This window comes from Pseudomonas sp. PK-RTE-24 (assembly GCF_054052265.1).
Genome location: NZ_CM133224.1, coordinates 3348297 through 3374397, shown reverse-complemented (window position 1 = coordinate 3374397; position 26101 = coordinate 3348297). Strand labels below are relative to the sequence as shown.

Annotated in this window: 21 protein-coding genes; 13 read left to right on the top strand and 8 right to left on the bottom strand. The window is 60.4% G+C overall.

Translation table 11 applies throughout. The features are described 5' to 3' along the window. The first annotated feature begins 2 nt into the window (after positions 1-2). From ACV8MC_RS15185 to ACV8MC_RS15155, 7 genes are all read left to right on the top strand, one after another. Positions 3-389, top strand: coding sequence for a phage holin family protein (locus ACV8MC_RS15185; protein ID WP_008079909.1), 387 nt, complete (start codon positions 3-5; stop codon positions 387-389). Beyond that, the gene (locus ACV8MC_RS15180; protein ID WP_016770844.1) at positions 386-724 is read left to right on the top strand and encodes a hypothetical protein; all 339 of its coding nucleotides are present in this window, start codon (positions 386-388) and stop codon (positions 722-724) included. Before ACV8MC_RS15185 ends, ACV8MC_RS15180 begins: the two co-directional genes overlap by 4 nt. A gap of 121 nt (positions 725-845) precedes the next feature. Next, positions 846-2009 (top strand): EAL domain-containing protein, encoded by a 1164-nt coding sequence (locus ACV8MC_RS15175; protein ID WP_041478435.1) that lies wholly within the window; start codon positions 846-848, stop codon positions 2007-2009. 69 nt (positions 2010-2078) lie between these two features. Next, positions 2079-3407: a deoxyguanosinetriphosphate triphosphohydrolase gene (locus ACV8MC_RS15170; protein WP_016770846.1), complete on the top strand. Its 1329-nt coding sequence runs from the start codon at positions 2079-2081 to the stop codon at positions 3405-3407. A gap of 380 nt (positions 3408-3787) precedes the next feature. Next, entirely contained in the window at positions 3788-4414 is a 627-nt protein-coding gene (locus tag ACV8MC_RS15165) for a response regulator transcription factor (RefSeq protein WP_041478434.1), read from the top strand. 8 nt (positions 4415-4422) lie between these two features. After that, positions 4423-8067, top strand: coding sequence for a transporter substrate-binding domain-containing protein (locus tag ACV8MC_RS15160; RefSeq protein WP_457262473.1), 3645 nt, complete (start codon positions 4423-4425; stop codon positions 8065-8067). Between the two features lie 49 nt (positions 8068-8116). Next, positions 8117-11062 carry an HD domain-containing phosphohydrolase gene (locus tag ACV8MC_RS15155; protein ID WP_457262471.1) on the top strand — a complete coding sequence of 982 codons (2946 nt, stop codon included), beginning with the start codon at positions 8117-8119 and terminating at the stop codon, positions 11060-11062. Here the strand turns inward: ACV8MC_RS15155 and ACV8MC_RS15150 are convergent, their stop codons facing one another. Continuing rightward, positions 11063-11545 carry a GAF domain-containing protein gene (locus ACV8MC_RS15150; protein ID WP_016770850.1) on the bottom strand — a complete coding sequence of 161 codons (483 nt, stop codon included), beginning with the start codon at positions 11543-11545 and terminating at the stop codon, positions 11063-11065. Further along, positions 11542-12432 carry an ATP-binding protein gene (locus ACV8MC_RS15145; protein ID WP_150742507.1) on the bottom strand — a complete coding sequence of 297 codons (891 nt, stop codon included), beginning with the start codon at positions 12430-12432 and terminating at the stop codon, positions 11542-11544. The genes ACV8MC_RS15150 and ACV8MC_RS15145 overlap by 4 nt, the downstream gene beginning before the upstream one ends. A gap of 165 nt (positions 12433-12597) precedes the next feature. On the opposite strand from ACV8MC_RS15145, the gene ACV8MC_RS15140 reads away from it, so the two are divergent. Then, the gene (locus ACV8MC_RS15140; RefSeq protein WP_457262469.1) at positions 12598-14919 is read left to right on the top strand and encodes a response regulator; all 2322 of its coding nucleotides are present in this window, start codon (positions 12598-12600) and stop codon (positions 14917-14919) included. On the opposite strand, the gene ACV8MC_RS15135 is transcribed toward ACV8MC_RS15140, so the two are convergent. The 3 genes from ACV8MC_RS15135 to msrB all read right to left on the bottom strand — a co-directional run bounded on the left by ACV8MC_RS15135 (position 14903) and on the right by msrB (position 16343). Next, the gene (locus ACV8MC_RS15135) at positions 14903-15361 is read right to left on the bottom strand and encodes a MarR family winged helix-turn-helix transcriptional regulator (RefSeq protein ID WP_095182197.1); all 459 of its coding nucleotides are present in this window, start codon (positions 15359-15361) and stop codon (positions 14903-14905) included. The genes ACV8MC_RS15140 and ACV8MC_RS15135 overlap by 17 nt on opposite strands. After that, entirely contained in the window at positions 15358-15843 is a 486-nt protein-coding gene (locus tag ACV8MC_RS15130) for a glutathione peroxidase (RefSeq protein WP_016770854.1), read from the bottom strand. The genes ACV8MC_RS15135 and ACV8MC_RS15130 overlap by 4 nt, the downstream gene beginning before the upstream one ends. Before the next feature lie 104 nt (positions 15844-15947). After that, complete coding sequence (msrB, locus tag ACV8MC_RS15125) at positions 15948-16343, bottom strand: peptide-methionine (R)-S-oxide reductase MsrB (RefSeq protein WP_457262466.1); 396 nt, start codon at positions 16341-16343, stop codon at positions 15948-15950. Between the two features lie 224 nt (positions 16344-16567). Between msrB and ACV8MC_RS15120 the strand changes: the two genes are divergently transcribed. Together ACV8MC_RS15120 and htpX are read left to right on the top strand one after the other, a co-directional pair. After that, positions 16568-17779 (top strand): pyridoxal phosphate-dependent aminotransferase, encoded by a 1212-nt coding sequence (locus tag ACV8MC_RS15120; protein ID WP_016770856.1) that lies wholly within the window; start codon positions 16568-16570, stop codon positions 17777-17779. 303 nt (positions 17780-18082) lie between these two features. Further along, on the top strand, positions 18083-18970 hold the full coding sequence (gene htpX / locus ACV8MC_RS15115; protein WP_007908619.1) for a protease HtpX: 888 nt from the start codon (positions 18083-18085) through the stop codon (positions 18968-18970). Between the two features lie 175 nt (positions 18971-19145). Here htpX and ACV8MC_RS15110 read toward each other — a convergent pair whose 3' ends face one another. Beyond that, positions 19146-19799: a thiopurine S-methyltransferase gene (locus tag ACV8MC_RS15110; RefSeq protein WP_457262464.1), complete on the bottom strand. Its 654-nt coding sequence runs from the start codon at positions 19797-19799 to the stop codon at positions 19146-19148. Between the two features lie 103 nt (positions 19800-19902). On the opposite strand from ACV8MC_RS15110, the gene ACV8MC_RS15105 reads away from it, so the two are divergent. Beyond that, positions 19903-20670 carry a DODA-type extradiol aromatic ring-opening family dioxygenase gene (locus ACV8MC_RS15105; protein ID WP_457262463.1) on the top strand — a complete coding sequence of 256 codons (768 nt, stop codon included), beginning with the start codon at positions 19903-19905 and terminating at the stop codon, positions 20668-20670. Positions 20671-20776: 106 nt separating this feature from the next. On the opposite strand, the gene ACV8MC_RS15100 is transcribed toward ACV8MC_RS15105, so the two are convergent. Further along, entirely contained in the window at positions 20777-22450 is a 1674-nt protein-coding gene (locus ACV8MC_RS15100; protein WP_016770859.1) for a DEAD/DEAH box helicase, read from the bottom strand. A 419-nt stretch (positions 22451-22869) separates the two neighbouring features. Between ACV8MC_RS15100 and ACV8MC_RS15095 the strand changes: the two genes are divergently transcribed. Beyond that, complete coding sequence (locus ACV8MC_RS15095; protein ID WP_056788494.1) at positions 22870-23661, top strand: crotonase/enoyl-CoA hydratase family protein; 792 nt, start codon at positions 22870-22872, stop codon at positions 23659-23661. A 109-nt stretch (positions 23662-23770) separates the two neighbouring features. Here the strand turns inward: ACV8MC_RS15095 and ACV8MC_RS15090 are convergent, their stop codons facing one another. Then, the gene (locus tag ACV8MC_RS15090; protein ID WP_056788491.1) at positions 23771-24526 is read right to left on the bottom strand and encodes a spermidine synthase; all 756 of its coding nucleotides are present in this window, start codon (positions 24524-24526) and stop codon (positions 23771-23773) included. Between the two features lie 151 nt (positions 24527-24677). Here ACV8MC_RS15090 and ACV8MC_RS15085 point away from each other — a divergent pair, with 151 nt between their 5' ends. Further along, positions 24678-26024, top strand: coding sequence for a class II 3-deoxy-7-phosphoheptulonate synthase (locus tag ACV8MC_RS15085; RefSeq protein WP_457262459.1), 1347 nt, complete (start codon positions 24678-24680; stop codon positions 26022-26024). Positions 26025-26101 lie beyond the last annotated feature (77 nt).

Sequence of the window (26101 nt, the reverse complement as noted above, 5' to 3'; positions counted from 1 at the left end):
TCATGTCGATCGGTGAATCCGGCCCGACTGCGGGCACCGCCTCTTCCACGCGTCGCCTCGGCGCTGCCGTTCTGGGCCTGCTGCACAGTCATGTCGAACTGTTCGGCATCGAACTGCAGGAGCAGAAATCACGCACTGTCAGCCTGCTGCTGTTCGCCGGCCTGGCGCTGGTTTTTGCCCTGCTGTTGCTGGTAGGTCTGTCGACGCTGGTGATGATCATCTTCTGGGACACCTACCGCCTGGCGGCGATCATCGGCCTGTGCGTGTTTTACACGCTGGCGTCGATCTTCTGCGGTCTGCGCCTCAAAGCGGCGATTTTCGATGAGTCCTCGCCTTTCCACGGCACGCTCGAAGAGCTGGCCAACGACCGGGAGCGTCTGCTGCCATGAGCCTGCCTGAACTTCCGCACAACAGCTCCCGCCGGGAAATGCGCAAGGCGCTGATCCGCCTGCGCATGGAAATGCACCGTCAGGAAATCCGCCACGAAACCGCGCAAGTGCTGCAACCGTTGCAGCGCATGCGTGGCATGAAGCAGAACGTGCAGGATGGTTTCGGCATCAAGCATGCGCCGTTGTGGGGCGTGGCGGCGGTGACGCTGCTGGGTTTCCTCACCGGCAAAGGCTCGAAACGCAGCAGTGGTGGCGGTTTGACGCGACTGCTGCGTCTGGGCACGACGCTTGGGCCGCTGATCAGACTGGTCATGCACAGCTCAGGCAAACGCTGAATCGCCCATCTGGCTACATTCTTGCAAATAGCGCCGGGATGAATCTCCTTATCGGGAGATTTCATCCCGCGTGCCCATCCGGCAAGCGCGGCCAAACCAAAAACAAGATTAAGGACTTGCCGTGATCGACGGGCAACCGCTCGCCTGTTTTCAGCCTTTCATCGATACCGCCACCGGCCGCATTGCAGGCGTCGAAGCATTGGGTCGCCTGCGTCAGAGCGATGGTCAACTGACCTCGGTAGGACCGTTGTTCGCCGATCCGCGCACGCCGGCCACTGCCTTGCGCCGTCTCGACCGGCAAATCCGTGATCACGCCCTCAGCCGCCTGCATGAAGCGCCGGCCGAGTGGTTTCTCAGTCTGAACATGTCGCCACGCTGGATCAGCCGCCTGCGCGCCGATCAAGCGCTGCCAAGTCTCAAACAACTGGCGCGACACGAGGTTGATCCGCAGCGCATCGTATTTGAAATCACCGAACTGGGTGGTAACAGCGAACGCCTGGCCCACGTGGTCGGGCGCTACCGTGACGCAGGGGCGAGAATCGCCATTGATGATTTCGGCGCAGGCTATTCGCAGCTGGATCGGGTCCTGGCCCTGCAACCGGACATTCTCAAGCTCGATATGCGCCTGTTTCAGGCTGCAGCCCTCGGCGGACCGAGCAGCGATGTGGTCAAGGCTCTCGCCCAGATGGCCGAGAAAACCGGCTGCTGGATCATCGCCGAAGGCGTCGAAACCGAAGCGCAGCTGAATTTCGCGCTGGAGTGCGGCTCGCGCTATGTGCAGGGATTTCTCTTCGCCCGAGCACAAGAAGAATTCTTCGCTACCGATGCCTTCGTCGCGCATTTCGCGCAATTGCGGCAACGCTACGTGAAGCAGAAACTCAGCGAGCGCGGGCGGCTGATGCAAATGCGTCAGCAGCTCAGCGAACTGATGGCGATTCTGCAGCAATGGGCGCAGGCCCGCGCCCCGCTCAGTGCGTTGCCGCAATTGCAGGCGTTTCCCTGGCTGCTGCGCTTTTATCAGTGCGACCGCCACGGCACGCAACTGACTCCCAACCTCGAATGGCGCCATGACGGCTGGTTTGCCGATGACCGCTATCTGGGGCACAACTGGTCGTGGCGACCGTATTTCTATCATCTGCTGGCCGAAGGCTGGGAAGAACGCCGCCTGACCCTGTCGAACACCTATCGCGATGCCACCAGCAACCAGTATTGCCTGACTGCGGGGCAGTTTTTCGATAACGGTGAACGCTTGCTGTTGATCGATATCGACGCAGCAGGCCTGTAGTTCCGCTTGCAGGCGCGCAGCCGAACCGGGAAGCTAGGGCGATCAGTCACCAGACGGAGAGATTCAGCCTTGGATTGGCCAACCCTGCTCAACCGCGAACGCCTCGGCAAGCCGCTGCACAGCCCGCAAGAACTCGGCCGCAGCCCTTTTCACAAAGACCATGACCGCATCATTTTCTCCGGGGCCTTCCGCCGCCTCGGGCGCAAGACCCAAGTGCACCCGGTCACCAGCAACGATCACATTCACACGCGTCTGACTCACTCGCTGGAAGTCAGTTGTGTCGGCCGTTCGCTGGGCATGCGTGTCGGTGAAACCTTGCGCAGCGCGCTGCCAGACTGGTGCGACCCGGCCGACCTCGGCATGGTCGTGCAATCGGCTTGCCTGGCCCATGACATCGGCAATCCGCCATTCGGCCATTCCGGCGAAGACGCGATTCGCCACTGGTTTCAACAAGCCGCTGGGCGCGGCTGGCTCGATGGCATGAGCGAAGCCGAGCGTGGTGACTTCCTCAATTTCGAGGGCAATGCTCAAGGCTTTCGCGTGCTGACGCAGCTGGAATATCACCAGTTCGATGGCGGCACGCGTCTGACCTACGCGACGCTGGGCACCTATCTGAAGTATCCGTGGACCGCGCGCCACGCCGACTCCCTCGGCTACAAGAAACACAAATTCGGCTGCTACCAGAGCGAACTGCCGCTGCTCGAACAGATCGCTCACAAGCTCGGCCTGCCGCAAATCGAAGACCAGCGCTGGGCACGCCATCCATTGGTGTACTTGATGGAGGCTGCCGATGACATCTGCTATGCGCTGATCGATCTCGAAGACGGTCTGGAAATGGAGCTGCTCGAATACGCCGAAGTCGAGTCACTGCTGCTCGGTCTGGTCGGCGACGATTTGCCGGAAACCTATCGCCAGCTCGGCCCGCAGGATTCCCGGCGGCGCAAACTGGCGATCCTGCGCGGCAAGGCCATCGAGCACCTGACCAACGCGGCAGCGCGAGCATTTGTCGAACAGCAGGATGCCCTGCTCGCCGGCACACTGCACGGCGATCTGGTCGAACACATGCACGGGCCGGCAAAGCGCTGCGTGTTGAACGCCAAGGACATCGCGCGCAAGAAGATCTTCCAGGACAAGCGCAAGACGCTGCATGAGATCGGCGCGTATACCACGCTGGAGATTCTGCTCAATTCGTTCTGCGGTGCCGCGCTGGAGCAGCACAACGGCCGCACGCCGTCGTTCAAGAGCCGGCGTATTCTCGATTTGCTCGGCAACAATGCGCCGGACCCTCAAGGTTCGCTGCACAGTTCGTTTCTGCGCATGATCGATTTCATCGCCGGCATGACCGACAGTTACGCCAGTGACATGGCACTGGAAATGACCGGCCGCTCAAGTCATTGATCGTCCCGCATCAGCCGGCCATTGGTCTGGCCGGCTGATGCCCGGTGAGTTATCGCCACGAACGTTATACGCGTTCTTTAAACTGGTAAGACTGGATCGCGCTGACCCAGGCAACCAAACAAAACGAACCGCACTTGTTAAACACAGCTTTAAACACCAGTAAATAATTGGAGATCAATATTGTCTCTCGGATAATTTCCATCTTCGGCGAATTGAACTCTCGTGCTTCCTTACGCCAATCCTAATTTCAACGTAGTCCATTTCTTCATTACGCGTAGGATTAATCCGATAACGTAGTCGCGACACTACCAGTCCATGCGAGTGCTCATGCATCTGAGCTAAGGTGCGCGCTTTATTCATGCTTGCATGGGACTCTATTTATGAACTCCGTTTTTATTGTGGACGATCATCCGGTCATCCGCCTCGCCGTGCGAATGCTCCTGGAACATGAAGGCTACAAGGTCGTCGGTGAGACCGATAACGGTGTCGATGCCATGCAGATGGTCCGTGAATGCATGCCCGACCTGGTCATTCTCGATATCAGCATTCCCAAGCTGGACGGCCTCGAAGTACTGGCCCGCTTCAACACCATGGGTTCCAATTTCAAGATTCTGATTCTGACGGCGCAGTGTCCTACGCTGTTCGGTATCCGCTGCATGCAATCCGGTGCATCGGGATATGTCTGCAAGCAGGAAGACTTGAGCGAATTGGTCAGCGCAATCAAAGCGGTACTTTCCGGTTACAACTACTTCCCCAGTCAGGCACTTAATCCGGTGCGCAGCGATGACACTCGATATGCAGAACTTGAACTATTCAAATCCGTTAATGATCGCGAGCTGATGGTATTGCAGTTATTTGCACAAGGACGCACCAACAAGGAAATTGCCAAGGGCATGTTTCTGAGCAACAAGACCGTCAGCACTTATAAAAAGCGTCTGATGCAAAAACTCAAAGCCAGATCCCTTGTAGAACTTATCGAGATGGCCAAACGCAACGCACTCGTGTGAGACCCCACATGCCCAGCCGTCTGAAGGACTACCTGATCACCTTGAGCGCCGTTCTGTATCTGAGCGCCAATGCCTTCGCCTCGCCAAGCCCCTCACCCGACTATGCGTTGCTCAGCCGCTCGGCAACCGAGGCTGTCGGGATTGTCCTGCAATCGTCACAACGGCAATGGCTACAGACTCGCAGCGAACTGAAACTGGGTACCTCCGCACCTGATTACCCGCCATTCGACATGACCGTCAGTGGCCAGGACTACGAGGGACTGACCGCCGATTACGCAGGGATTCTCGGTCAGGCCACCGGCTTGCCGATTCGCGTGCAACGCTTTCCCTCGCGCGAGGCTGCAATTCGCGCCTTGATCGATGGCCAGATCGACCTGCTTGGCACAGCCAACGGCTACGAAGCAGGCAATGCCAACCTCGCGCTCTCCACACCTTACGCGGTCGATCAGCCGGTACTGGTGACCCGCGAAGATGAAACCCGCTCGCTAACCGAAGGCCTCGCCGGCCTGCGCCTGAGCATGGTGTATCACTATTTGCCGCTGCCGGAGATCAAGGCGCTGTATCCCAAAGCGCTGATCACCTGCTATCCGTCCTATCAGAACGCAATCAACGCGGTGGCCTTCGACCAGGCCGATGTGTTTCTCGGCGACACCCTCTCCACCCATTACATGATCAACAAGGGCTATCTCAACAACGTCCGCATGGCCAACTTCGGCAAGCAGGAAGCCCATGGCTTCAGCTTCGCCGTGCGGCGCAGCAATCCGCAGTTGCTGGGCATCATCGACACAGTGCTCGCAGCGATCCCGCGCAGCCAGCGCGATGACATCGCCAAACGCTGGAGCGCCGGCAGCGACCTGCTGCTCACCGACAGTAAACTCCAGCTGACGGATCGTGAGGAGAACTGGCTCAAGCAGCATCCCGTCGTCAGCGTAGTGGTCAATGAAGCGTACGCACCGTTGACCTTCTTCGACAGCGCCGGCAATTTCCGCGGCATCAGTGCCGACCTGCTCGAACTGATTCGCTTGCGTACCGGCCTGCGTTTCGAGATTCAGCGCAGCCGTAACGATGCGGAAATGATCAGGCAGATCGACAATCACAAGGCCGATCTTATTGCCGCCCTGCTGCCCAGCGCCGAACGTGAAAAAAACCTGAGTTTCAGTCGTCCCTATCTGGAAAATTCCTACGTGCTGCTGACCCGCAAAAGCGCCGACAGCCCGACCAACCTGGCCCAACTCAAAGGCAAGCGGCTGGCGATCGCCCAGGGCAACCCGCTGGTCGCCTACTTGCATGAGAATTTTCCGGGTATCGAACTGATCGAAACGCCCGACACGTTCAGCGCCGTATCGATGCTGGCCGACAATCACGTCGACGGCGCGGTGAACTCGCTGGTGATCGCCAACTATTTCATCTCATCGCGCATATTCGATCGGCCATTGCAAATCACCACCACGATCGGCACCAGTCAGGCAGCCTTCTCGCTGGCGACCGCCCGTGACAACACCGAACTGGCCTCGATCATCAACAAGGCGCTGCTGAGCATCGCTCCCGAGGAGCTCGGCGTAATCAATGGCCGCTGGCGCGGTTACTCCACGGCATCACAGAACATCTGGCAAAACTACCAGCGCCTGTTCTACCAAGTAGTCGCAGCCGCCGGCCTGATCCTGCTGCTGTTGTTGACGTGGAACGCCTACATGCGCCACCAGATCAAGCAACGTCAGGCTGCCGAACGCGCGCTGAACGATCAACTGGAGTTCATGCGCTCGCTGGTCAACGGCACACCACACCCGATCTACGTGCGAGATCGCCAGGGTCTGCTGCAAAGTTGCAACGACAGTTATCTCGAAGCGTTCAACGCCAGACGCGAGGACATCATCGGCAAAGGCGTCGTGCAAGGCACCCTGAGCAATGCGTTCGAGGCCGAGGCGTTCCAGGCCGATTACCAGAGAGTCATTGCCGAAGGCATTCCCTTGATACTCGACCGGCCTCTGCACATCGGCAGCCGCCGCCTGACGATTTACCACTGGATACTTCCCTACCGCGACTCCAGCGGTGCCGTCCAGGGCATCATTGGCGGCTGGATCGATATCAGTGAACGCCGCCAATTGTTTGAAAAACTGCGTGCGGCCAAAGAACAGGCAGACGAGGCGAACCGGGCCAAAAGTACCTTCCTGGCAACTATGAGCCACGAGATCCGTACACCGATGAACGCCGTGATCGGCATGCTCGAACTGACCCTGCGACGCATCGATCCGCAACACCCCGATCGCGCTTCGATCGACACGGCCTACCATTCGGCCAAGGATCTGCTCGGGCTGATCGGCGATATTCTCGACATTGCCCGTATCGAATCCGGGCGCCTGAGCCTGTCCCCGGAGTGGATCAATCTGGTCGACACGGTGACCTCCGTTGCGCGCATCTTCGACGGCCTAGCGCGGCAGAAAAACCTTGCCTTGCAAGTCGTCTTCAACCCGCCGAACCCGGCTGTGGATGTGCACCTGGATCCGCTGCGCTTCAAGCAAGTGCTGTCCAACCTGGTCAGCAATGCCATCAAGTTCACCGAAAGCGGCCACGTGCGGATCACCCTCGACCTGATCCCGGCAGACGCTGCTGGGCGAACATTGATGCAGCTGACCGTGCAGGACAGCGGCTCAGGCATCAGCGCCGAAGATCAACAGCGCTTGTTCGAGCCGTTCTCGCAGGCGGACAACGGCTGTCGGCAGGCAAAAAACGGTGCCGGCCTTGGGCTGGTCATCAGTCGCAATCTTTGCGAAATGATGGGCGGACAACTGCAGTTGAGCAGCCAGCCCGGCATCGGCACTCAGGTTTGCATATCGCTGCCGCTGGACAGCCTGCCGGCGAAGGCGAATCCGCCGAAAAGCGAACCGTTGATCAAGCCTGCGACAACGCCGTTACATGTCCTGGTTGTCGACGATCATCCGGCCAACCGTTTGCTCATGTGTCAGCAATTGGAGTTTCTCGGTCATCGCTTCAGCATTGCCGAAGATGGCTGCAGCGGCCTCGAACGGTGGAAGGCCGATCATTTCGATCTGGTGATCGTCGACTGCAACATGCCCTTGATGAACGGCTATGACATGACCCGTGGGATTCGCCAGCTTGAACTGCAAAACCACCGCCCGCCGTGCACCGTGCTGGGTTTCACCGCCAATGCCCAGCCCGAAGAAGTCCAGCGCTGCAAGCTCGCCGGCATGGACGACTGCCTGTTCAAACCGTTGAGTCTGACCTTGCTCGGACAATGGATCGACGGCATCACGCCGGCTTCACCGGCCTCGGTGTTCGACCTGCAAAGTCTGAGCCTGCTGACCGGCAACAACCCCGGGCAAACCCGGCGCATGCTGGTGGAACTGCTCAAGAGCAGCCGTCTCGACCGCGAAGAACTGCTGAGGCTGTCGCCCGAGGATGATCGCGAAGCGCTGGCAGTGGTTGCGCACAAGATCAAGGGCGCAGCACGCATCGCGCAGGCCTCGCGGTTGATCGAATGTTGCGATGAGCTCGAGGACGCCTGCCAGCAAGCGCTCGCGTCACAGGAGATTGCCCGTCGCTGGGCGGCAACCAGCCAAGCGATGCTCGAACTGGCGCAGGCCCTGCAACAGCAATTGTCCCTGGCCGATCAAGGCACAGTGAGCGAGTCTTAACTATGCTTGGACGCTGAGCAGTGAGTTAAACATTCATGGAGAGCCTGCAATGCACAGCCCACTGCGCCCCGAGCAACGCCGGTTGCCGCTGCACGTGCACATCAGCGTCATGTTCACCTTTCTTTTATTGCTCACCGGCGTGGTGCTGGGCCTGTTCAATTACCACCAGACCACGCAGATCATCCTGTCGAGCAGCGAAAAGCTGTTTGACCGCATCGAGCAGGATGTACGCCTCGATCTGCAGGCAACCTATCAGCCGATCCGCAACCTGTTAAGCCTGCTGGCGGATACCCCGGCAGCCCAGGCTAGTGATCTGGAACAACGCCTGCCGTTGCTCAAACCCTTCAGCCAGTCGCTCACCGACAACCCGGCGCTGGCGTCGCTGTATCTGGGTTACGCCAATGGCGATTTCTTCATGGTGCGCGCGCTGCGTACTCCGGCTCTGAAGGCACAGCTTCAGGCGCCGGAAGCGGCGGCCTATCAAGTCTGGAGCATCGAGCATGCTCCACAAGGCGCCGTACGCTCGCAATCATTGTTCTTTGATCAGGCCCTGACACCGATCAACCGCCGCGAGCATCCCCAAGAGCCGTACGATCCGCGCAGCCGGACCTGGTTCAGCGACGCCCTGCAACAGGCCGGGCAAATCACCACCGAGCCCTATGTATTTTTCTCGACCCACAATGTCGGCACCACGCTGGCCCGGCGCAGCGGCGAGAACGCGGTGATCGGCGCCGACCTGACCCTCGCTTCGCTGTCGACCGCCCTGGGCAAGCACCGGGTCACGCCTTCGACAGAGATCGCGTTGTACGACACCGACGGCAACGCCGTGGCCTACCCCGACAGCCATCGCCTGATCGTCGATGACCGCACTGCGCGGCTGGCCAGAGCGGCAGATCTCAGCCCTGAGCTGAACGCGCTGCTCAGCTCCGACAATATCGGCAAGCGTCTGCAAGTAAACGACCGGCAATGGATCGTCGCACGCACCGGCATCGAGGAAGGCGGGCCGAAAGGTCTGCAACTGGCGCTACTGGTGCCGGAAGACGAATTACTGGTGGATGCGTTCCGGATGCGCTGGCAAGGCGCGCTGATCACCCTGGCCATCCTGTTGCTGTGCCTGCCATTGGGCTGGGTGATTTCGCGGATTCTGGTCAAGCCGCTGCATGCCTTGGTCAAGGAAGCCGACGCGATCCGCAGCTTCGACTTCAGTTCTCCGCTGGCGCGCCGCTCGCCCGTACTGGAAGTCGATCAATTAAGCCTGTCGATGGCGCGGATGAAAGAAACCCTGGGCAGTTTCTTCCGCATCACCGACAGCCTGTGCGCCGAAACCCGTTTTGCCCCGCTGCTCGAACGTGTGCTGTTCGAAACCGTACAGATTGCTCAGGCCCAGGCCGGTCTGATCTACCTGCGCGAAGCCGACGGCGCGCGCATGGAACCTTATGGACTGGTGATTGATGGCGTGCCGCAGAAGCTGGAGGCGTTCGACATTCAGGGACGTGAGTTGCATAAAAACACCGGGCCGGCGTGGTTCGAACAACTGGCCAGCGCCAACAATACCGTCAGCCATCTGGGCTTCGATCAGGCCGGCGACTTGCAGAAAATCCTCCTGGCCATGGAATCACCGCGCATTCACCTGATCGGCATCCGCCTGCACAACCAGCACGATGAAACCATCGGCCTGCTGATTCTGCTGGTCAATGACAGTGGTGAGCCGAGTGATCTGGAAAAGCTGCGGCCTGACCGAATTGCCTTCTTGCAGGCGGTGTCCGGCGCGGCGGCGGTGAGCATCGAAAGTCAGCGTCTGCAAGCGCGGCAGAAACAACTGCTCGACGCCTTCATCCAACTGCTGGCCAGCGCGATCGACGCCAAGAGCCCCTACACCGGCGGCCATTGCCAGCGGGTGCCGGAACTGACGTTGATGCTCGCCCAGGCTGCTGCGGCAAGCCAGGACCCGGCGTTCAGCGCTTACCAACCGAGCGAGGATGAATGGGAGGCGTTGCACATCGCCGCGTGGTTGCACGATTGCGGCAAGGTCACGACGCCGGAATACGTGGTCGACAAAGCCACCAAGCTCGAGACCATCAACGACCGCATCCACGAAATCCGCACCCGCTTCGAGGTGCTCAAGCGTGACGTGTGGATCAACTACTGGCAGACGCTGGCGAACGGTGCAGACGAAGCGGCGCTGGCCCGCGCCCGTGATAGTGAGTTGCTGACGCTCGATGACGACTTCGCCTTTGTCGCCCGCTGCAATCTCGGTGGCGAGGCCATGGCCGAGGCCGACCTGCAACGCCTCGAGCGAGTGGCGCAACGCAGATGGCTGCGCACCCTCGATGATCGCCTCGGTGTGTCATGGGAAGAAAACCGCCGCCAGGCAAAAACACCGGCGGCGACGCTGCCCGTCAGTGAAACACTGCTCGCCGACAAACCCGAGCATCTGATCGAACGTGACAAGAACGAGCTGATCCCCGAGGACAACCCCTGGGGCTTCAAACTCGATGTGCCCGCGTACAAGTACAACCGCGGCGAGTTGTACAACCTGAAGATCGCCCGCGGCACGCTGACCCGTGAAGAGCGCTACATCATCAACCATCACATGGTGCAGACGATCATGATGCTCAGCCACCTGCCCTTCCCCGGTCACCTGGACAGCATTGCCGAGATCGCCGGCGGCCATCATGAAAAAATGGACGGCACCGGGTATCCGAAACGGCTGAAACGCGAGGAGATGAGCCTGCCGGCGAGGATGATGGCGATTGCCGATATTTTCGAAGCGCTGACCGCCGCCGATCGCCCTTACAAGAAAGCCAAGTCGCTGAGCGAGGCGCTGGGGATCATGGCGACCATGTGCCGTGAAGCGCACATCGATGCGCCGCTGTTCGGCCTGTTCATCAACGAAGGGGTGTACATGCAGTACGCGACGCGGTTTCTTGATCCCGCGCAAATCGACAGCGTGGATACGGCCAGCCTGTTGCACAAGGCTGGCCTCGGCGGTTGATCAGCAGTCGGTCAGGCGCAGGAAAATCGCCGCCAGTTGTTCGATGCCGGCCTGATCTTCGGCGCCGAAACGCGCCAGCTTCGGGCTGTCGAGGTCGAGCACGCCGATCAGGCGACCGTCCTTGACCAAAGGCACTACCAGTTCGCTGTTGGAAGCGCTGTCGCAGGCAATGTGGCCCGGGAAGGCATGTACATCCTCGACGCGCTGGGTTTGCAGACTGGCAGCAGCGGCGCCGCAAACACCGCGCCCGAACGGGATGCGCACGCAAGCGATCTGGCCCTGAAACGGGCCGAGCACCAGCTCTTCGTTACGATTGAGGTAGAAACCGGCCCAATTCAAATCATCGAGCTGGTTGAACAGGAATGCGGAAAACTGCGCGGCATTGGCGATGAAATCGCGCTCGTCCGCCAGTAGCGATTCCAGTTGCGCGGCCAACATACCGTAGCCTTCGAGGCCCTGGCCGCTTTGTTGCAAATCAATCATGCCTTGTGCTCCAGCAATTTCAGTCCCACCCAGTAACGGGCGAATTGATACGCGCAACGTCCGTTGCGATTACCGCGGCCGGTGGCCCAGCGCACGGCGAGGATGTCCAGTGCTTCGTCGCGCTGCCAGCTCAGGCCGGCCTTGGCGGCCAACTGGCCGATCCAGTGCTCGACGACGTCGAGAAAATGTTCCTGGGTAAACGGGTAGAACGACAGCCACAGACCGAAACGGTCGGACAGGGCGATCTTGTCTTCCACCGCTTCGCTCGGGTGCAGTTCGCCGTCGACGCGCTTCCAGTTTTCGTTGTCGCTTTCCTTTTCCGGCACCAGGTGGCGGCGGTTGGAAGTGGCGTACAACAAGACATTGTCGGGGGCCTGCTCGAGCGAACCGTCGAGCACGCTTTTCAGCACGCGGTAGTCGCCTTCGCCGGATTCGAACGACAGGTCATCGCAGAACAGTACGAAACGTTGCGGCAATTTGGCGACTTGCTCGACCACGCGTGGCAGGTCAGCCAAGTGATCGCGTTCGATCTCGATCAGACGCAGGCCGGCACCGGCGTGCTCGGCCAGCAACGCACGCACCAGCGAAGACTTGCCGGTACCGCGTGAACCCCAGAGCAAGGCGTGGTTGGCCGGCATGCCATCAAGAAATTGTTGTGTGTTGCGCCCCAACTGCTCCAACTGCCGGTCGACGCCGATCAGGTCGGACAGACGCATGTCGAGGCTGACTTCCAGCGGCAACAGGTAACCGCTGCGACCGTCACGCTGCCAGCGCGCTGCCAGGCAACTGTTCCAGTCAATGACGGGGCGCGGTGCCGGCAACAGTGGTTCGATTCGCGCCAGAACCGACTCGGCGCGTTCAAGAAAAGCATTCAATCGGGAATCCACGTCTTCTCCTCGGGCACTTTCACAGTGATGATGACGATCCAGCGACGACACACAGATAAAATCGCCTCAGCAAGCCTTGTTACAAGGCGATTCGGGAACCTCGGTATCCCTGCATGATCGACTATGCTTGAGCAGCGAAGGGAAACGGAAGTGGTTCAACAACCCATGGATATCAAATTCACCCACCGGCTGTCTTACAAGCAAGCCAGGCTTACCGTGCTGGTCGGGTTCATTCTGGGCACCCTGCTCAGTCTGCTGCAGATCGGCATCGATTATGCCAGCGAAGACGCTTCCATCAACCGGGAAATCCTCGCACTGCTGGAAATCAGCCACAATCCGGCCTCGCGCATCGCCTATAACATCGACGCCGAACTGGCGCAGGAGCTCACCCTCGGCCTGCTGCGCTCGCCGGCGATCATCGCCGCGCAACTGATCGACAACAACGAGACCGTGCTGGCCAGCGTCAAACGCCCGGAACTGCAGAGCAGCTATCGGCTGATCAGCGACTTCCTGTTCGGCGCCAAGCGTCATTTCGAAGATCGTCTGTATCTCGACCACTTGCCCAACGAATCCCTCGGCGTTCTCAAGCTTGAAGTCGACACTTATGCCTTCGGCAGCCGCTTCCTGCGCCGCGCGGAAGTCACCCTGCTCAACGGTTTTGCCCGCAGCCTGCTGCTGACCGGGATCCTCCTGGCGCTGTTCTACGTGATGCTGACCAAGCCGTTGGTGCGGGTCATCCGTGAACTCAGCGGCCGCGACCCGCGCAGCGCCGAGCCGACCACGCTAGAGTGCCCGGCCGGCCACGGCAACGATGAGATCGGCGTGCTGGTCAAGGTCGCCAATCAGCAGTTCGAAAACATCGCCACCGAAATCCAGCAACGGCGCACCGCGGAAAACCGCCTGACCGAATACCTCGCGCAACTGGAAGACATCGTCTCGGCGCGCACCGCCGAACTCAAGGCAATCAACGCCCGCCTCAGTCAATCCAACGAAGAACTGGAAGTGGCACGCCGTACTGCACTGGACATGGCCGAAGCGCGTTCGGCGTTTCTGGCCAACATGAGCCATGAAATCCGTACACCACTCAATGGTCTGCTGGGGATGATCGCGCTGTCACTGGACGGCCCGCTCAACGCCGAACAGCAGCAACAACTGTCGATCGCCCACGACTCGGGCAAGGTGCTGGTGGAACTGCTCAACGATATTCTTGACCTGTCGAAATTCGACGCCGGGCAACTGGAGCTGGAAAACATCCCCTTCGACCTCGGTTCGCTGATCGAAGACACCGCCAACCTGCTCTCGCAGAACGCCGCGCCAAGCGTCGAGCTGACCTGTCTGATCGAGCCGCACTTCCCGGCGCTGGTGCTGGGCGACCCGACCCGGGTGCGGCAGATCGTCAGCAACCTGCTGTCTAACGCGCTGAAATTCACCCGCTTCGGTCGGGTCGATGTGCGTCTGTCGGCGTACAAGGGTGGCGTGCGCATCGAAGTCTGCGACACCGGCATAGGCATCGCCCAGGAAGCGCAGGTGAAAATCTTCCAGCCGTTCACCCAGGCCGGCGCCGGTATCACCCGTCAGTACGGCGGCACCGGGCTGGGGCTCGCGCTGACGTACAACCTGTGCGAGGCGATGCAGGGTCGGCTGACCATCAGCTCCGAAAGCGGCTTCGGCAGCCAGTTCTGCGCCGAACTGCCACTGCCCTCTCACACCCGCGCGCTGCCGCCGATACCGTTACGCGGCAAGGTTCTCGCCATCACCGCTGCCAGCAGTGGCTTGGCGGAATTGCTGAAAAGCCTGTTGCCGGTGTGGGGCCTGGAATACACGCAGCGCACTATTGATGATTCGCTGCTGGGCCTGAATCCGGATGTGCTGATCACCGATTGCCCGGAATGCCTGTTTGGTCTGCGCCCTAGCATCACCGCGCCGATTCTGCTGGTGACTGCTTACGGCAGTTTTCTGCCCAGCGAAGAAGCCGCCGCCCTCGCGCCCTTGCAGCAGCAAGCCCGGCCGCTGGCGCGCAACGCGCTGTACCAGCATCTGCGACGGATTCTGCAACCGGACGCCGCCACACTCAGCGAAGCACAAGCGGATGCCTTGCCGTCCGCGCGCCGGGGCAAGGTGCTGCTGGTCGAGGACAACCCGGTCAATCAACTGGTCGCCAAAGGCATGCTCGGCAAGCTTGGCTGCGATGTAGTGGTGGCCGGCCATGGTGCCGAGGCGCTGGATCAGCTGGAGTTTGCGGATTTCGATATGGTGCTGATGGACTGCAACATGCCGGTGATGGATGGCTATGAAGCCAGTCGGCAGATTCGCCAGAGCGGGCGCTGGCCGAATCTGCCGATTGTGGCGCTGACCGCCAATGCCATGTCCGAGGAACGCGAACGTTGCCGCGCGGCCGGCATGAGCGACTATCTGGCCAAACCGTTTCGCCGCGAAGAACTCGCCGCGCTGCTTGATCAGTGGATGCCGACTACGAAAGCCCTTTGATCTGCCCGAGCAAATGATCGAGGCCGGCGCGCAAATCATTGAGCCGGTCGAGATCTACGCCACTGTCGCAGAGCAGGCGCGCCTTGAGTGGCCCGACCTGCTCGCGCAGTGCTGTTCCGGCAGGCGTCAGGCTCAGGTGCATCTCGCGTTCATCCCGCGCCGAGCGCCGACGCTGGACTAGATCGCTCTGCTCCAGACGTTTGAGCAAAGGCGTCAACGTCCCCGAGTCCAGGGCCAAGCGTTCGCCCAAGGCCTTGACCGTCGGTTGCTCCGGCGCAGCATCCTGCCATTCCCACAGCACCAGCATCGCCAGGTACTGCGGGTAGGTCAGGCCCAACTGATCGAGCATCGGCTTGTAGGCGCGAATCACCGCCCGCGAGGCCGCGTACAGCTTGAAGCACAACTGGCTGTCGAGCTTCAGCGAATCAACCGCCAGGCTCATTTCAGCAAAGCTTCGATCTCGCCGCTCAGGTCCTGCGGCTTGGTCGTCGGGGCGAAACGCTTGACCAACTGGCCATCCTTGCCGATCAGGAACTTGGTGAAATTCCACTTGATGCCCTGCGAGCCGAGCAGGCCCGGGGCGCGCTTCTTCAACTGCACGAACAGCGGGTGAGCATCGGCGCCGTTGACGTCGATCTTCTTGAACAGCGGGAAGCTGACGCCGAAATTCAGTTCGCAGAATTCACTGATGGCGCCCTCATTGCCCGGCTCCTGTTTGCCGAACTGGTTGCAGGGGAAACCCAACACCACCAGCCCCTGGTCCTTGTAGGTCTGCCAGAGTTCTTCAAGGCCCTTGTATTGCGGAGTGAAGCCACACTTGCTCGCGGTATTGACCACCAGCACGGCTTTGCCGGCGAAATCGGCCAAGGTCTTTTGCTCACCCTTGATGGTGGTGCACGGGATATTCAGCAGGTTGTCACTCATGGGTCGGCTCCGCAATGGTGAGGAAGGCGCAAACATAACGAGCAATTTAATTGTGTGCAATCTAGTTGACCGATAAAAAGGCGACACGATGTCGCCTTTTTCGGTTATTCCCGGGGCTCGAGATTCAGGCACACCGAGTTGATGCAATAACGCAGGCCAGTCGGTGGCGGACCATCCGGGAACACGTGGCCCAAGTGCGCATCGCAGCGCGCGCATTTCACTTCGGTGCGGACCATGCCGTGGCTGGTGTCGCGGATCTCAGCCATCGCGCTATCGCCGATCGGCGCGTAAAAGCTCGGCCAGCCGCAGCCGGAGTCGAATTTGGTCTTGGAATCGAACAGCGGCTCGTTGCAGCAGACACAGTGGTAGACACCGTCGGTTTTGGTGTTGTTGTATTTGCCCGAGAACGGGCGCTCGGTGTCACTCATACGGCAGACGTTGTACTGCTCGGGGTCGAGCATGGCACGCCATTCTTCCAGGGTTTTCTGCAACTTTTCCATCATCACACCTCAGCGGCTGAAAAAGCCCGATCTGTACCTTTTCCACGGATCGGGCGGCACGTATGATTGCGCCTCGTCACGCGCCAGTCTGGCAGCCAGACCGGGCGCATTCAAACGGATTCTGAGCGCTAAAGCGCCAGACGTCCGCCTGTGCGAAGACGCAGCAATCCCAGTACGGTTGTCCTTTTGCCGCCTGGATCGTTCATTTTCGGGATCACATCGCCATGCAGTTCAGCAAATCGAACAAGCTCGCCAACGTCTGCTACGACATTCGCGGCCCGGTGCTCAAGCACGCCAAACGACTGGAAGAGGAAGGCCAGCGCATCCTCAAGCTGAACATCGGCAACCCGGCGCCGTTTGGTTTCGAAGCGCCGGACGAAATCCTCCAGGACGTGATCCGCAACCTGCCGACCGCGCAAGGTTACAGCGACTCCAAAGGCCTGTTCAGCGCGCGCAAGGCGGTGATGCAGTACTACCAGCAGAAGCAGGTTGAAGGTGTCGGCATCGAAGACATCTACTTGGGCAACGGCGTTTCCGAGCTGATCGTGATGTCGCTGCAGGCGCTGCTCAATAATGGCGACGAAGTGCTGGTGCCAGCCCCGGACTATCCGCTGTGGACCGCTGCCGTCAGCCTCGCTGGCGGTAACGCCGTGCATTATCTGTGCGACGAAGGCGCCGACTGGTTTCCGGATCTGGCCGACATCAAGGCCAAGATCACCCCGAACACCAAGGCCATGGTGATCATCAACCCGAACAACCCGACCGGTGCGGTGTACTCGAAGGAAGTGTTGCTGGGCATGCTGGAAATCGCCCGCGCGCACAACCTGGTGGTGTTCTCGGACGAGATCTACGACAAGATTCTTTATGACGACGCCGTGCATATCTGCACTGCCTCGCTGGCGCCGGATCTGCTCTGCCTGACGTTCAACGGCCTGTCGAAATCCTACCGCGTGGCCGGTTTCCGCTCCGGCTGGATCGCCATCTCCGGGCCGAAACACAACGCGCAGAGCTACATAGAAGGCATCGACATGCTGGCCAACATGCGCCTGTGCGCCAACGTGCCGAGCCAGCACGCAATCCAGACCGCGCTGGGCGGCTACCAGAGCATCAACGATCTGGTGCTGCCGCAGGGTCGCCTGCTGGAGCAGCGCAATCGCACTTGGGAGTTGCTCAACGATATTCCCGGCGTCAGCTGCGTGAAGCCAATGGGCGCGTTGTACGCGTTCCCGAAAATCGACCCGAAGGTCTGCCCGATCCACAACGACGAAAAATTCGTTCTCGACCTGCTGCTTTCCGAAAAACTGCTGGTGGTCCAGGGCACGGCATTCAACTGGCCGTGGCCGGATCACTTCCGTGTGGTCACCCTGCCCCGCGTCGATGATCTGGAAATGGCCATCGGCCGCATCGGCAACTTCCTCAAGTCCTACCGCCAGTAACCGGCCTGGAGTGCGCAACGGATTGGCTGTTGCGCACTGTCTGATTCAGCAACACATCTTTGTTCCGCGCCTTTGCAGCCCTTCTACACTTGCGATGCGAGCCGTACAGACGTGTCTGACCTAATGGCGGCGGGGCGAAAGGCTGTGTCATCCGTGTCGGAATCGAGGGTGGGAATTTTCTTTTTCCTCAAGAAACCGCTGTAGGACACAGTTTGAAATAGTCACTCGGTTGAATAGCCCGGTGCCGCACCTTATATACCCCGCAGTACGCTACATCTTTAGCTTGAGGAGAGTTCTACAACCATGATGCGCATCCTGCTGTTTTTGGCCACTAACCTGGCGGTCGTGCTGATAGCCAGCATCACCCTGAGCCTGTTCGGCTTCAACGGGTTCATGGCGGCCAACGGGGTCGACCTCGACCTCAGTCAGCTGCTGGTCTTCTGTGCGGTCTTTGGTTTCGCCGGCTCGCTGTTCTCGCTGTTCATCTCCAAGTGGATGGCGAAGATGAGCACCGGTACGCAAATCATCAGCCAGCCACGCACTCGTCATGAGCAATGGCTGTTGCAAACGGTCGAGCAATTGTCCCGCGAAGCCGGGATCAAGATGCCTGAAGTCGGGATTTTCCCGGCCTACGAAGCGAATGCTTTCGCTACCGGCTGGAACAAGAACGACGCGCTGGTCGCGGTCAGCCAGGGCCTGCTCGAGCGATTCTCGCCCGATGAAGTGAAAGCCGTACTGGCCCACGAAATCGGTCACGTCGCCAACGGCGACATGGTCACGTTGGCGCTGATCCAGGGCGTGGTGAACACCTTTGTGATGTTCTTCGCGCGGATCATCGGCAACTTCGTCGACAAGGTCATCTTCAAGAACGAAGAAGGTCAGGGCATCGCCTACTACGTGGCGACCATCTTCGCCGAACTGGTGCTGGGCATCCTCGCCAGCGCAATCGTCATGTGGTTCTCGCGCAAGCGCGAATTCCGTGCCGACGAAGCCGGCGCCCGCCTGGCCGGTACCAGCGCGATGATTGGCGCTCTGCAACGTCTGCGTGCCGAACAGGGCCTGCCGGTGCACATGCCCGACACCCTGAACGCCTTCGGCATCAACGGTGGCATCAAACAGGGCTTCGCCCGCATGTTCATGAGCCACCCGCCGCTGGAAGAGCGTATTGACGCACTGCGTCGTCGCGGTTGATTTGACCGAAGTGAAAAAGAAGGCCCGCAGCGATGCGGGCCTTTTTTTGTATCTTCAGATCATGCGTTGTCAGCAAAGTCCCATTCGCGAGCAGGCTCGCTCCCACCTTTGAAACGCATTCCCCTGTGGGAGCGAGCCTGCTCGCGAAGACGCCGGAGCTGCTAACAGAAAACCATCAGGCAGAAACCCGATAAACCCGCTCCACCAACCACTTAACCCCGCCCTGCTGAAACTTGGGGCTCTCAGCCAGAATATCTCGCTCTTCCAGTCTCTCCAGCTGCCAACCCTGGCCGAGCAACCGCTGCACCTCATCATCATTCACCGCAAACGGCGGCCCGGGAATCTGCGACTGATCGTAATCCAGGGTAATCACCAGCCCTTTTATCTCCGGCGCCAGCAAGTGCTGCAGATGCGCCGCATAGCGCTGGCGCATCGCGTCCGGCAAGGCAATCAGCGCGGCGCGGTCGTACAGCGCCGTGCAACCGGCAACATCCTCTGCCGTCAGCGCGAAAAAATCCCCGCACCACAGTTCGATGGCATCACTGCGATAAACCTTGAATGCGCCCTTCTCGCTGATCTGCGGCTGCAATTGATGATCGCTGAAAAACTCCTCGACAGCCTTTTCCGCTAGCTCCACTCCAAGCACCTGATGTCCCTGCCCGGCAAGCCAGAGCAGATCCAGACTCTTCCCGCACAGCGGCACCAGCACACGCGCCGACGGTGCAATCGCCAGCTCCGGCCAATAGCGCTGCAAATACGGGTTGGCCTCGGGCTGATGAAAGCCGATCTGGTTCGAATCCCATTTCTTGTACCAAAACTCAGGCTGCATGGATCACTCCCGAAAAACCGATGAAAAACCGCAGAAACTTATATTGGATTCAGATCAATGATCTGACTGAAGATGGTTCATCTTAGCGCTCAGGAGCCCGTCCATGTTGCCCAGCCTGTTTATCTCCCACGGTTCACCGATGCTGGCGCTGGAGCCCGGTGCCAGCGGCCCGGCACTGGCGCGACTGGCCGCCGAACTGCCGCGCCCCAAAGCCATTGTCATCGTCTCGGCGCACTGGGAAAGCCAGGAACTGCTGGTCAGCAGCCACCCGCACCCGGAAACCTGGCACGACTTCGGCGGTTTCCCCCGTGCGCTGTTTGAAGTGCAGTACCCGGCACCGGGCAATGCGCAGCTGGCCGCCGAGGTGGCTCAACTGCTGAACGCCAATGACCTGCCGACGCGGCTCGATCCGCAACGACCGTTCGATCATGGTGTCTGGGTGCCGCTGTCGTTGATGTATCCGCAGGCCGATATTCCGGTGGTGCAGGTTTCGTTGCCGAGTCGCGGCGGACCGGCATTGCAGACGCGAGTTGGCCGTGCACTGGCGAGCCTGCGCGAACACGGCATTCTGTTGCTCGGCTCCGGCAGCATCACCCACAACCTCCGGGAGCTGGACTGGCATGCCGGCCCGGAAAGCGTTGAACCGTGGGCGCGGGATTTTCGTGACTGGATGATCGACAAGCTGGCGGCCGACGATGAAACGGCGCTGCATGATTATCGCCAGCAGGCGCCGAATGCCGTGCGCAGTCACCCGAGTGATGAGCATTTGTTGCCGCTGTACTTTGCTCGCGCTGCGGGCGGGATTTTCAGCGTGGCGCATCAGGGTTTCACGATGGGGGCGCTGGGTATGGATATTTATCGCTTCGGTTGAGGCCTTCGCGAGCAGGCTCGCTCCCACAGTAGCCAAAGAACAGGCAAAAAAAATCCCCGAACCAGTCGGGGATTTTTTATGTTCGATCAATCAGCCCAAGGGCGGATCAATCTTCGCGGTAGCGACGCAGCTTGAGCTGCTTACCGGCCACGCGAGTATCCTTCAGTTTGGTCAGGAGTTTTTCCAGACCTTCTTCCGGCAGCTCGACGAGGCTGAAGCTGTCACGCACCTGGATGCGACCGATCGCTTCACGGGCCAGACCGCCTTCGTTGAGGATGGCGCCCAGCAGGTTTTTCGCAGCGATACCGTCACGCGCACCCAGCGCGGTACGGCAACGAGCACGGCCTTCGCCCAAAGGCATTGGCGCGCGACGCTCGCGGTCACCACGATCAGGACGATCACCGGAACGCTCAGGACGGTCGCCACGCGGCGCGTTGTTCGGCACCAGTGGACGTTCCTTCTCTATTGCGGCCAGGTTCAGCGCTTGACCATTGGTGGCTTTGCGCAGCAGCGCAGCAGCCAGAGCACGCGGGGTGCAACCGATGTCGGCGGTCAGGCGGTCGAGCAGCTCACCGTGAGTCGATTCGGCATCAGCAACCAGCGGCGACAGGCTGTTGGTCAGTTTCTTGATGCGTGCATCGAGAACGGCTTGAGCGTCTGGCAGGCGTACTTCGGCAACTTTCTGACCGGTTACGCGCTCGATCACTTGCAGCATGCGGCGCTCACGTGGAGTCACCAGCAGCAGTGCACGACCTTCGCGACCGGCACGGCCGGTACGGCCGATACGGTGCACGTAGGACTCCGGATCGTACGGCATGTCAACGTTGAACACGTGAGTGATGCGCGGAACGTCCAGACCACGGGCAGCAACGTCGGTCGCGACAACGATGTCCAGACGACCATCCTTGAGCGAGTCGATCACGCGCTCACGCTGGTTCTGGGCGATGTCACCGTTCAACGCGGCGGCTTTGTAGCCTTTGGCGTCGAGGGCGCTGGCCAGGTCCAGGGTCGCTTGCTTGGTGCGCACGAACATGATCAGGGCGTCGAAGTCTTCGACTTCCAGCAGGCTGAGTACGGCCGAGGTTTTCTGGTCAGCGTGAACCAACAGGTGAGCCTGTTCGATCGCGGTAACGGTCTGGGTCTTGGTCTGGATCTTGACGTGTTGCGGATCGCGCAGGTGGCGTTCGGCAATGGCGCGGATCGACTGCGGCAGGGTCGCCGAGAACAGCACGGTCTGGCGGGTCGATGGCAGAGCCTTGAAGATGACTTCCAGGTCATCCATGAAGCCCAGCTTCAACATTTCGTCAGCTTCGTCGAGAACCAGATGGTTCACAGTCGACAGGACTTTCTCGTCGCGACGCAGGTGGTCGCACAGACGACCCGGAGTAGCGACAACAATCTGTGCGCCATTACGGATTGCCTTGAGTTGCGGGCCCATCGGCGCGCCGCCGTAGACAGCCACGACGGTGACGCCTGGCATTTGCTTGGCGTAGGTTTCAAAAGCGGTTGCTACTTGCAGCGCCAACTCTCGGGTTGGCGCCAGGATCAGGGCTTGCGGTTCGCGCTTGGCAGGATCGATGCGGTGCAGGATAGGCAGTGCGAACGCGGCGGTTTTACCGGTACCGGTTTGCGCCTGGCCAATCATGTCCTGGCCGGCCATGATGATCGGGATCGATTGCTGCTGAATCGCCGAAGGCTCTTCGTAGCCAGTCGCTGCGACGGCTGCAAGAATATTCGGGTTGAGATTAAAAGCGGCGAATCCGCCGGTTTCCTGGGTCATGGGTCTGCCTCTAAGTGCATCCGCAAAGACCCATGCTCCAAAGCTGCGCATGCCGTGTTGAGACTCAAGAGTCGCCCTGGCAGCTTTGTCGGCGGGGATTTGCGAAAACGAATGAATGAAGATGAATCGTCAAGGAAGAGCCCGCAATGCGGACGTGCAGCCGAAGCTGACTTCGGGAAATGCGCTACCTAAACGCGGCCCGGTTAAAGGCCGGCGCGCACTATACCGGATTTCGCCCGAAAAGGGAGCTTTTTTTGTGGCCCTTATCCGTGTGTCACCGCCGTGTAACGGGGTTTTGCGGATAATCGCGCAACGGTCTATTTTGCAAAGGCCCGGCCCTGCGGGCGATGACGCTTAAACGGTTCACCGACCTGCGGCAAAGCGCCGCGCATCCGCCCTTCCCGCTTGAGGATTTAGCCATGAATCAGCCCTGCGCCGGCCGCGTCAGCCGAGAACGTCGTGGTCATGTGCACTTGATCGGCCTCGATCGGGCGGCCAAGCGCAACGCTTTCGATATCGACCTGCTCAACGACCTGAGCCTGGCCTACGGCGAGTTCGAAGCCGACCGCGAAGCGCGGGTCGCCGTGGTGTTCGGCCACGGCGAGCACTTCACCGCCGGGCTTGATCTGGTCAATGCCAGCGCGGCTCTGGCCGAAGGCTGGCAGGTTCCGACAGGCGGGTGCGATCCCTGGGGCGTTTTCGTCGGGCCACGGGTGAGCAAGCCGGTAATCGTCGCCGCGCAGGGTTACTGCCTGACTATCGGCATCGAGCTGATGCTGGCGGCGGACATCAATCTGTGCGCGAGCAATACCCGCTTCGCGCAGATGGAAGTGCAGCGTGGGATCTTTCCGTTTGGCGGGGCGACTTTGCGTTTCCAGCAGATTGCCGGCTGGGGCAATGCGATGCGCTGGTTGCTCACCGGCGACGAGTTTGATGCACACGATGCGTTGCATCTGGGCTTGGTCCAGGAAGTGATGGCCAGTGAAGACTTGCTGCCCCGCGCGATCGAGCTGGCCGAACGGATTGCCCGGCAGGCGCCGCTGGGCGTGCAGGCGACCTTGATGTCAGCGCGACAGGCGCGTTATGAGGGTGAGACAGCGGCGGCGCAGGCGTTACCGGCGCTGGTGAAGAAGTTGCTCGCCACTGAAGATGCCCGGGAGGGGGTGAGATCGCTGGTGGAGCGGCGGCCAGGGATTTTCAAAGGGGTGTGAAGAATCTGCTGCCTGTCAGGGCCTTTTCGCGAGCAGGCTCGCTCCCACAGGTCGAACGCATTTCAAATGTGGGAGCGAGCCTGCTCGCGAAGGGGGCGGTACTGCCGGCTCAGGTCGCCGGGCGAATCGCGTTGATCAACGACTGCAACGAGTACCCCAACTGCGGCGCCAGCGCTTCGGCCCGCTGGGTCAGCGCCTGCATGTCCAGCGCCTGATCGAGATCCGCCGGGATAATCAGAATCACGTTGCCCTCCTTCACCGGCAACTCCCAGTAATGCCGGTGATAGAGGCCGCGCAACAATGCCGCGCCCAGTGGTTTGCCATCGTCGGTGGCCCACTGGTTGATCACCAGCCAGCCGCCCGGATTCAGGCGCTTCTGACAATCGCCGAGAAAACTCCAGGCCAGATGCCCGACACCGGGACCGACATCGGTATAGAGGTCGACGAAAATCAGATCCGCCGGCTCGGCAGTCGGCAGCAATTCCAGCGCATCGCCGACGCGGATGTACAAACGCGGATCATCATCCAGGCCAAGATATTCGATGGCCAGGCGCGGCACGTCCGGGCGCAGTTCGATGGCCTCGACGTCTTCGAGCGGCAGAAACTTCAGGCAAGCCTGGGTCAGTGTGCCCGCACCCAAACCGAGAAACAGCGCGCTCTCCGGCTGCTCGTGGCACAGCGCGCCGATCAGCATCGCGCGGGTGTAGTCGTACTCCAGCCAGCTCGGGTCGGCAGTGAACACGCAGCTCTGCTCGATCGCATCGCCGAACTCGAGAAAGCGGTAATCGGCCACTTCCAGCACGCGAATCACGCCGAACTCATCCTGTACTTCGGCGAGCAGATGCTCGACGCGCTCCTCAGTCATTTCGTCTCCTGATGGTCACCGGGCGCGGTGACGCGATGGCACCGCTGTGGCGCCGTGGCAAAGCGGCGATTGTCGGCGATGGGGCGGGAGCAGGTCACGCACTAATTGCTGCTAACATGGCGTTTCCCTGCGTACGAACTTCGAGACCGTGATGAGCCAACCGTGGAGCCCTGACAGCTGGCGCGCCCTGCCGATCCAGCAACAACCGCAATACCCCGACGCCGCGCACCTGCGCCAGGTCGAGCAAACCCTGGCCAGCTATCCGCCGCTGGTGTTCGCCGGCGAAGCGCGCGAGCTGCGCCGGCAGTTCGCCGAAGTTACCCAGGGTCGCGCGTTTCTGTTGCAGGGCGGCGATTGCGCGGAAAGCTTCGCTGAATTCTCCGCAGCGAAGATTCGCGACACCTTTAAAGTGTTGCTGCAGATGGCGATCGTCATGACCTTCGCTGCCGGTTGCCCAGTGGTCAAGGTCGGGCGCATGGCGGGTCAGTTCGCCAAGCCGCGTTCGGCCAACGACGAAACCATCGGCGGCGTGACCCTGCCGGCCTATCGCGGCGACATCGTCAACGGCATCGGCTTCGACGAAAAGAGCCGCGTGCCGGATCCAGAGCGTTTGCTGCAGTCCTATCATCAGTCCACAGCGACCTTGAACCTGTTGCGCGCTTTCGCTCAGGGCGGTTTTGCCGACCTGCACCAAGTGCACAAGTGGAACCTGGATTTCATCGCCAACTCGGCGCTGGCCGAGAAGTACAGCCATCTCGCCGACCGCATCGATGAAACCCTCGCGTTCATGCGCGCCTGCGGCATGGACAGCTCGCCGCAACTGCGCGAAACCAGTTTCTTCACCGCCCACGAAGCCTTGCTGCTGAACTACGAAGAAGCCTTCGTGCGCCGCGACAGCCTGACCAACGATTACTACGATTGCTCGGCGCACATGCTGTGGATCGGCGACCGCACGCGCCAGCTCGACGGCGCGCACGTTGAATTCCTGCGCGGGGTGAACAACCCGATCGGCGTCAAGGTCGGCCCGAGCATGAACCCTGATGACCTGATCCACCTGATTGACGTGCTCAACCCGGACAACGATCCGGGCCGCTTGAACCTGATCGCGCGGATGGGTGCGAACAAGGTCGGCGATCATCTGCCGGCACTGATCCGCGCGGTCCAGCGCGAAGGCAAGCAAGTGCTGTGGAGCTCCGACCCGATGCACGGCAACACCATCAAGGCCAGCAGCGGCTACAAGACCCGTGACTTCGCGCAGATCCTTGGCGAGGTGAAGCAGTTTTTCCAGGTGCACGAAGCGGAAGGCAGTTATGCCGGCGGCATTCACATCGAGATGACCGGGCAGAATGTCACCGAGTGCATCGGCGGCGCCCGACCGATTACCGAGGATGGCTTGTCCGACCGTTATCACACCCACTGCGATCCACGGATGAATGCCGATCAGTCGCTGGAATTGGCGTTTTTGATTGCCGAGACCCTGAAGCAAGTCCGCCGTTAGACCGCGTCGCCTCCCTTCGCGAGCAGGCTCGCTCCCACATTTGCAATGCGTTTCCCTGTGGGAGCGAGCCTGCTCGC

What these genes read in the sequence shown, in the direction of transcription:
- ACV8MC_RS15185 (WP_008079909.1), top strand. Translation starts at nt 3, where the DNA reads ATGTCGATCGGTGAATCCGGCCCGACTGCGGGCACCGCCTCTTCCACG.
- ACV8MC_RS15180 (WP_016770844.1), top strand. Translation starts at nt 386, where the DNA reads ATGAGCCTGCCTGAACTTCCGCACAACAGCTCCCGCCGGGAAATGCGC.
- ACV8MC_RS15165 (WP_041478434.1), top strand. Translation starts at nt 3,788, where the DNA reads ATGAACTCCGTTTTTATTGTGGACGATCATCCGGTCATCCGCCTCGCC.
- ACV8MC_RS15160 (WP_457262473.1), top strand. Translation starts at nt 4,423, where the DNA reads ATGCCCAGCCGTCTGAAGGACTACCTGATCACCTTGAGCGCCGTTCTG.
- ACV8MC_RS15155 (WP_457262471.1), top strand. Translation starts at nt 8,117, where the DNA reads ATGCACAGCCCACTGCGCCCCGAGCAACGCCGGTTGCCGCTGCACGTG.
- ACV8MC_RS15150 (WP_016770850.1), bottom strand. Translation starts at nt 11,545, where the DNA reads ATGATTGATTTGCAACAAAGCGGCCAGGGCCTCGAAGGCTACGGTATG.
- ACV8MC_RS15140 (WP_457262469.1), top strand. Translation starts at nt 12,598, where the DNA reads ATGGATATCAAATTCACCCACCGGCTGTCTTACAAGCAAGCCAGGCTT.
- ACV8MC_RS15135 (WP_095182197.1), bottom strand. Translation starts at nt 15,361, where the DNA reads ATGAGCCTGGCGGTTGATTCGCTGAAGCTCGACAGCCAGTTGTGCTTC.
- ACV8MC_RS15130 (WP_016770854.1), bottom strand. Translation starts at nt 15,843, where the DNA reads ATGAGTGACAACCTGCTGAATATCCCGTGCACCACCATCAAGGGTGAG.
- msrB (WP_457262466.1), bottom strand. Translation starts at nt 16,343, where the DNA reads ATGGAAAAGTTGCAGAAAACCCTGGAAGAATGGCGTGCCATGCTCGAC.
- ACV8MC_RS15120 (WP_016770856.1), top strand. Translation starts at nt 16,568, where the DNA reads ATGCAGTTCAGCAAATCGAACAAGCTCGCCAACGTCTGCTACGACATT.
- htpX (WP_007908619.1), top strand. Translation starts at nt 18,083, where the DNA reads ATGATGCGCATCCTGCTGTTTTTGGCCACTAACCTGGCGGTCGTGCTG.
- ACV8MC_RS15110 (WP_457262464.1), bottom strand. Translation starts at nt 19,799, where the DNA reads ATGCAGCCTGAGTTTTGGTACAAGAAATGGGATTCGAACCAGATCGGC.
- ACV8MC_RS15105 (WP_457262463.1), top strand. Translation starts at nt 19,903, where the DNA reads ATGTTGCCCAGCCTGTTTATCTCCCACGGTTCACCGATGCTGGCGCTG.
- ACV8MC_RS15100 (WP_016770859.1), bottom strand. Translation starts at nt 22,450, where the DNA reads ATGACCCAGGAAACCGGCGGATTCGCCGCTTTTAATCTCAACCCGAAT.
- ACV8MC_RS15095 (WP_056788494.1), top strand. Translation starts at nt 22,870, where the DNA reads ATGAATCAGCCCTGCGCCGGCCGCGTCAGCCGAGAACGTCGTGGTCAT.
- ACV8MC_RS15090 (WP_056788491.1), bottom strand. Translation starts at nt 24,526, where the DNA reads ATGACTGAGGAGCGCGTCGAGCATCTGCTCGCCGAAGTACAGGATGAG.
- ACV8MC_RS15085 (WP_457262459.1), top strand. Translation starts at nt 24,678, where the DNA reads ATGAGCCAACCGTGGAGCCCTGACAGCTGGCGCGCCCTGCCGATCCAG.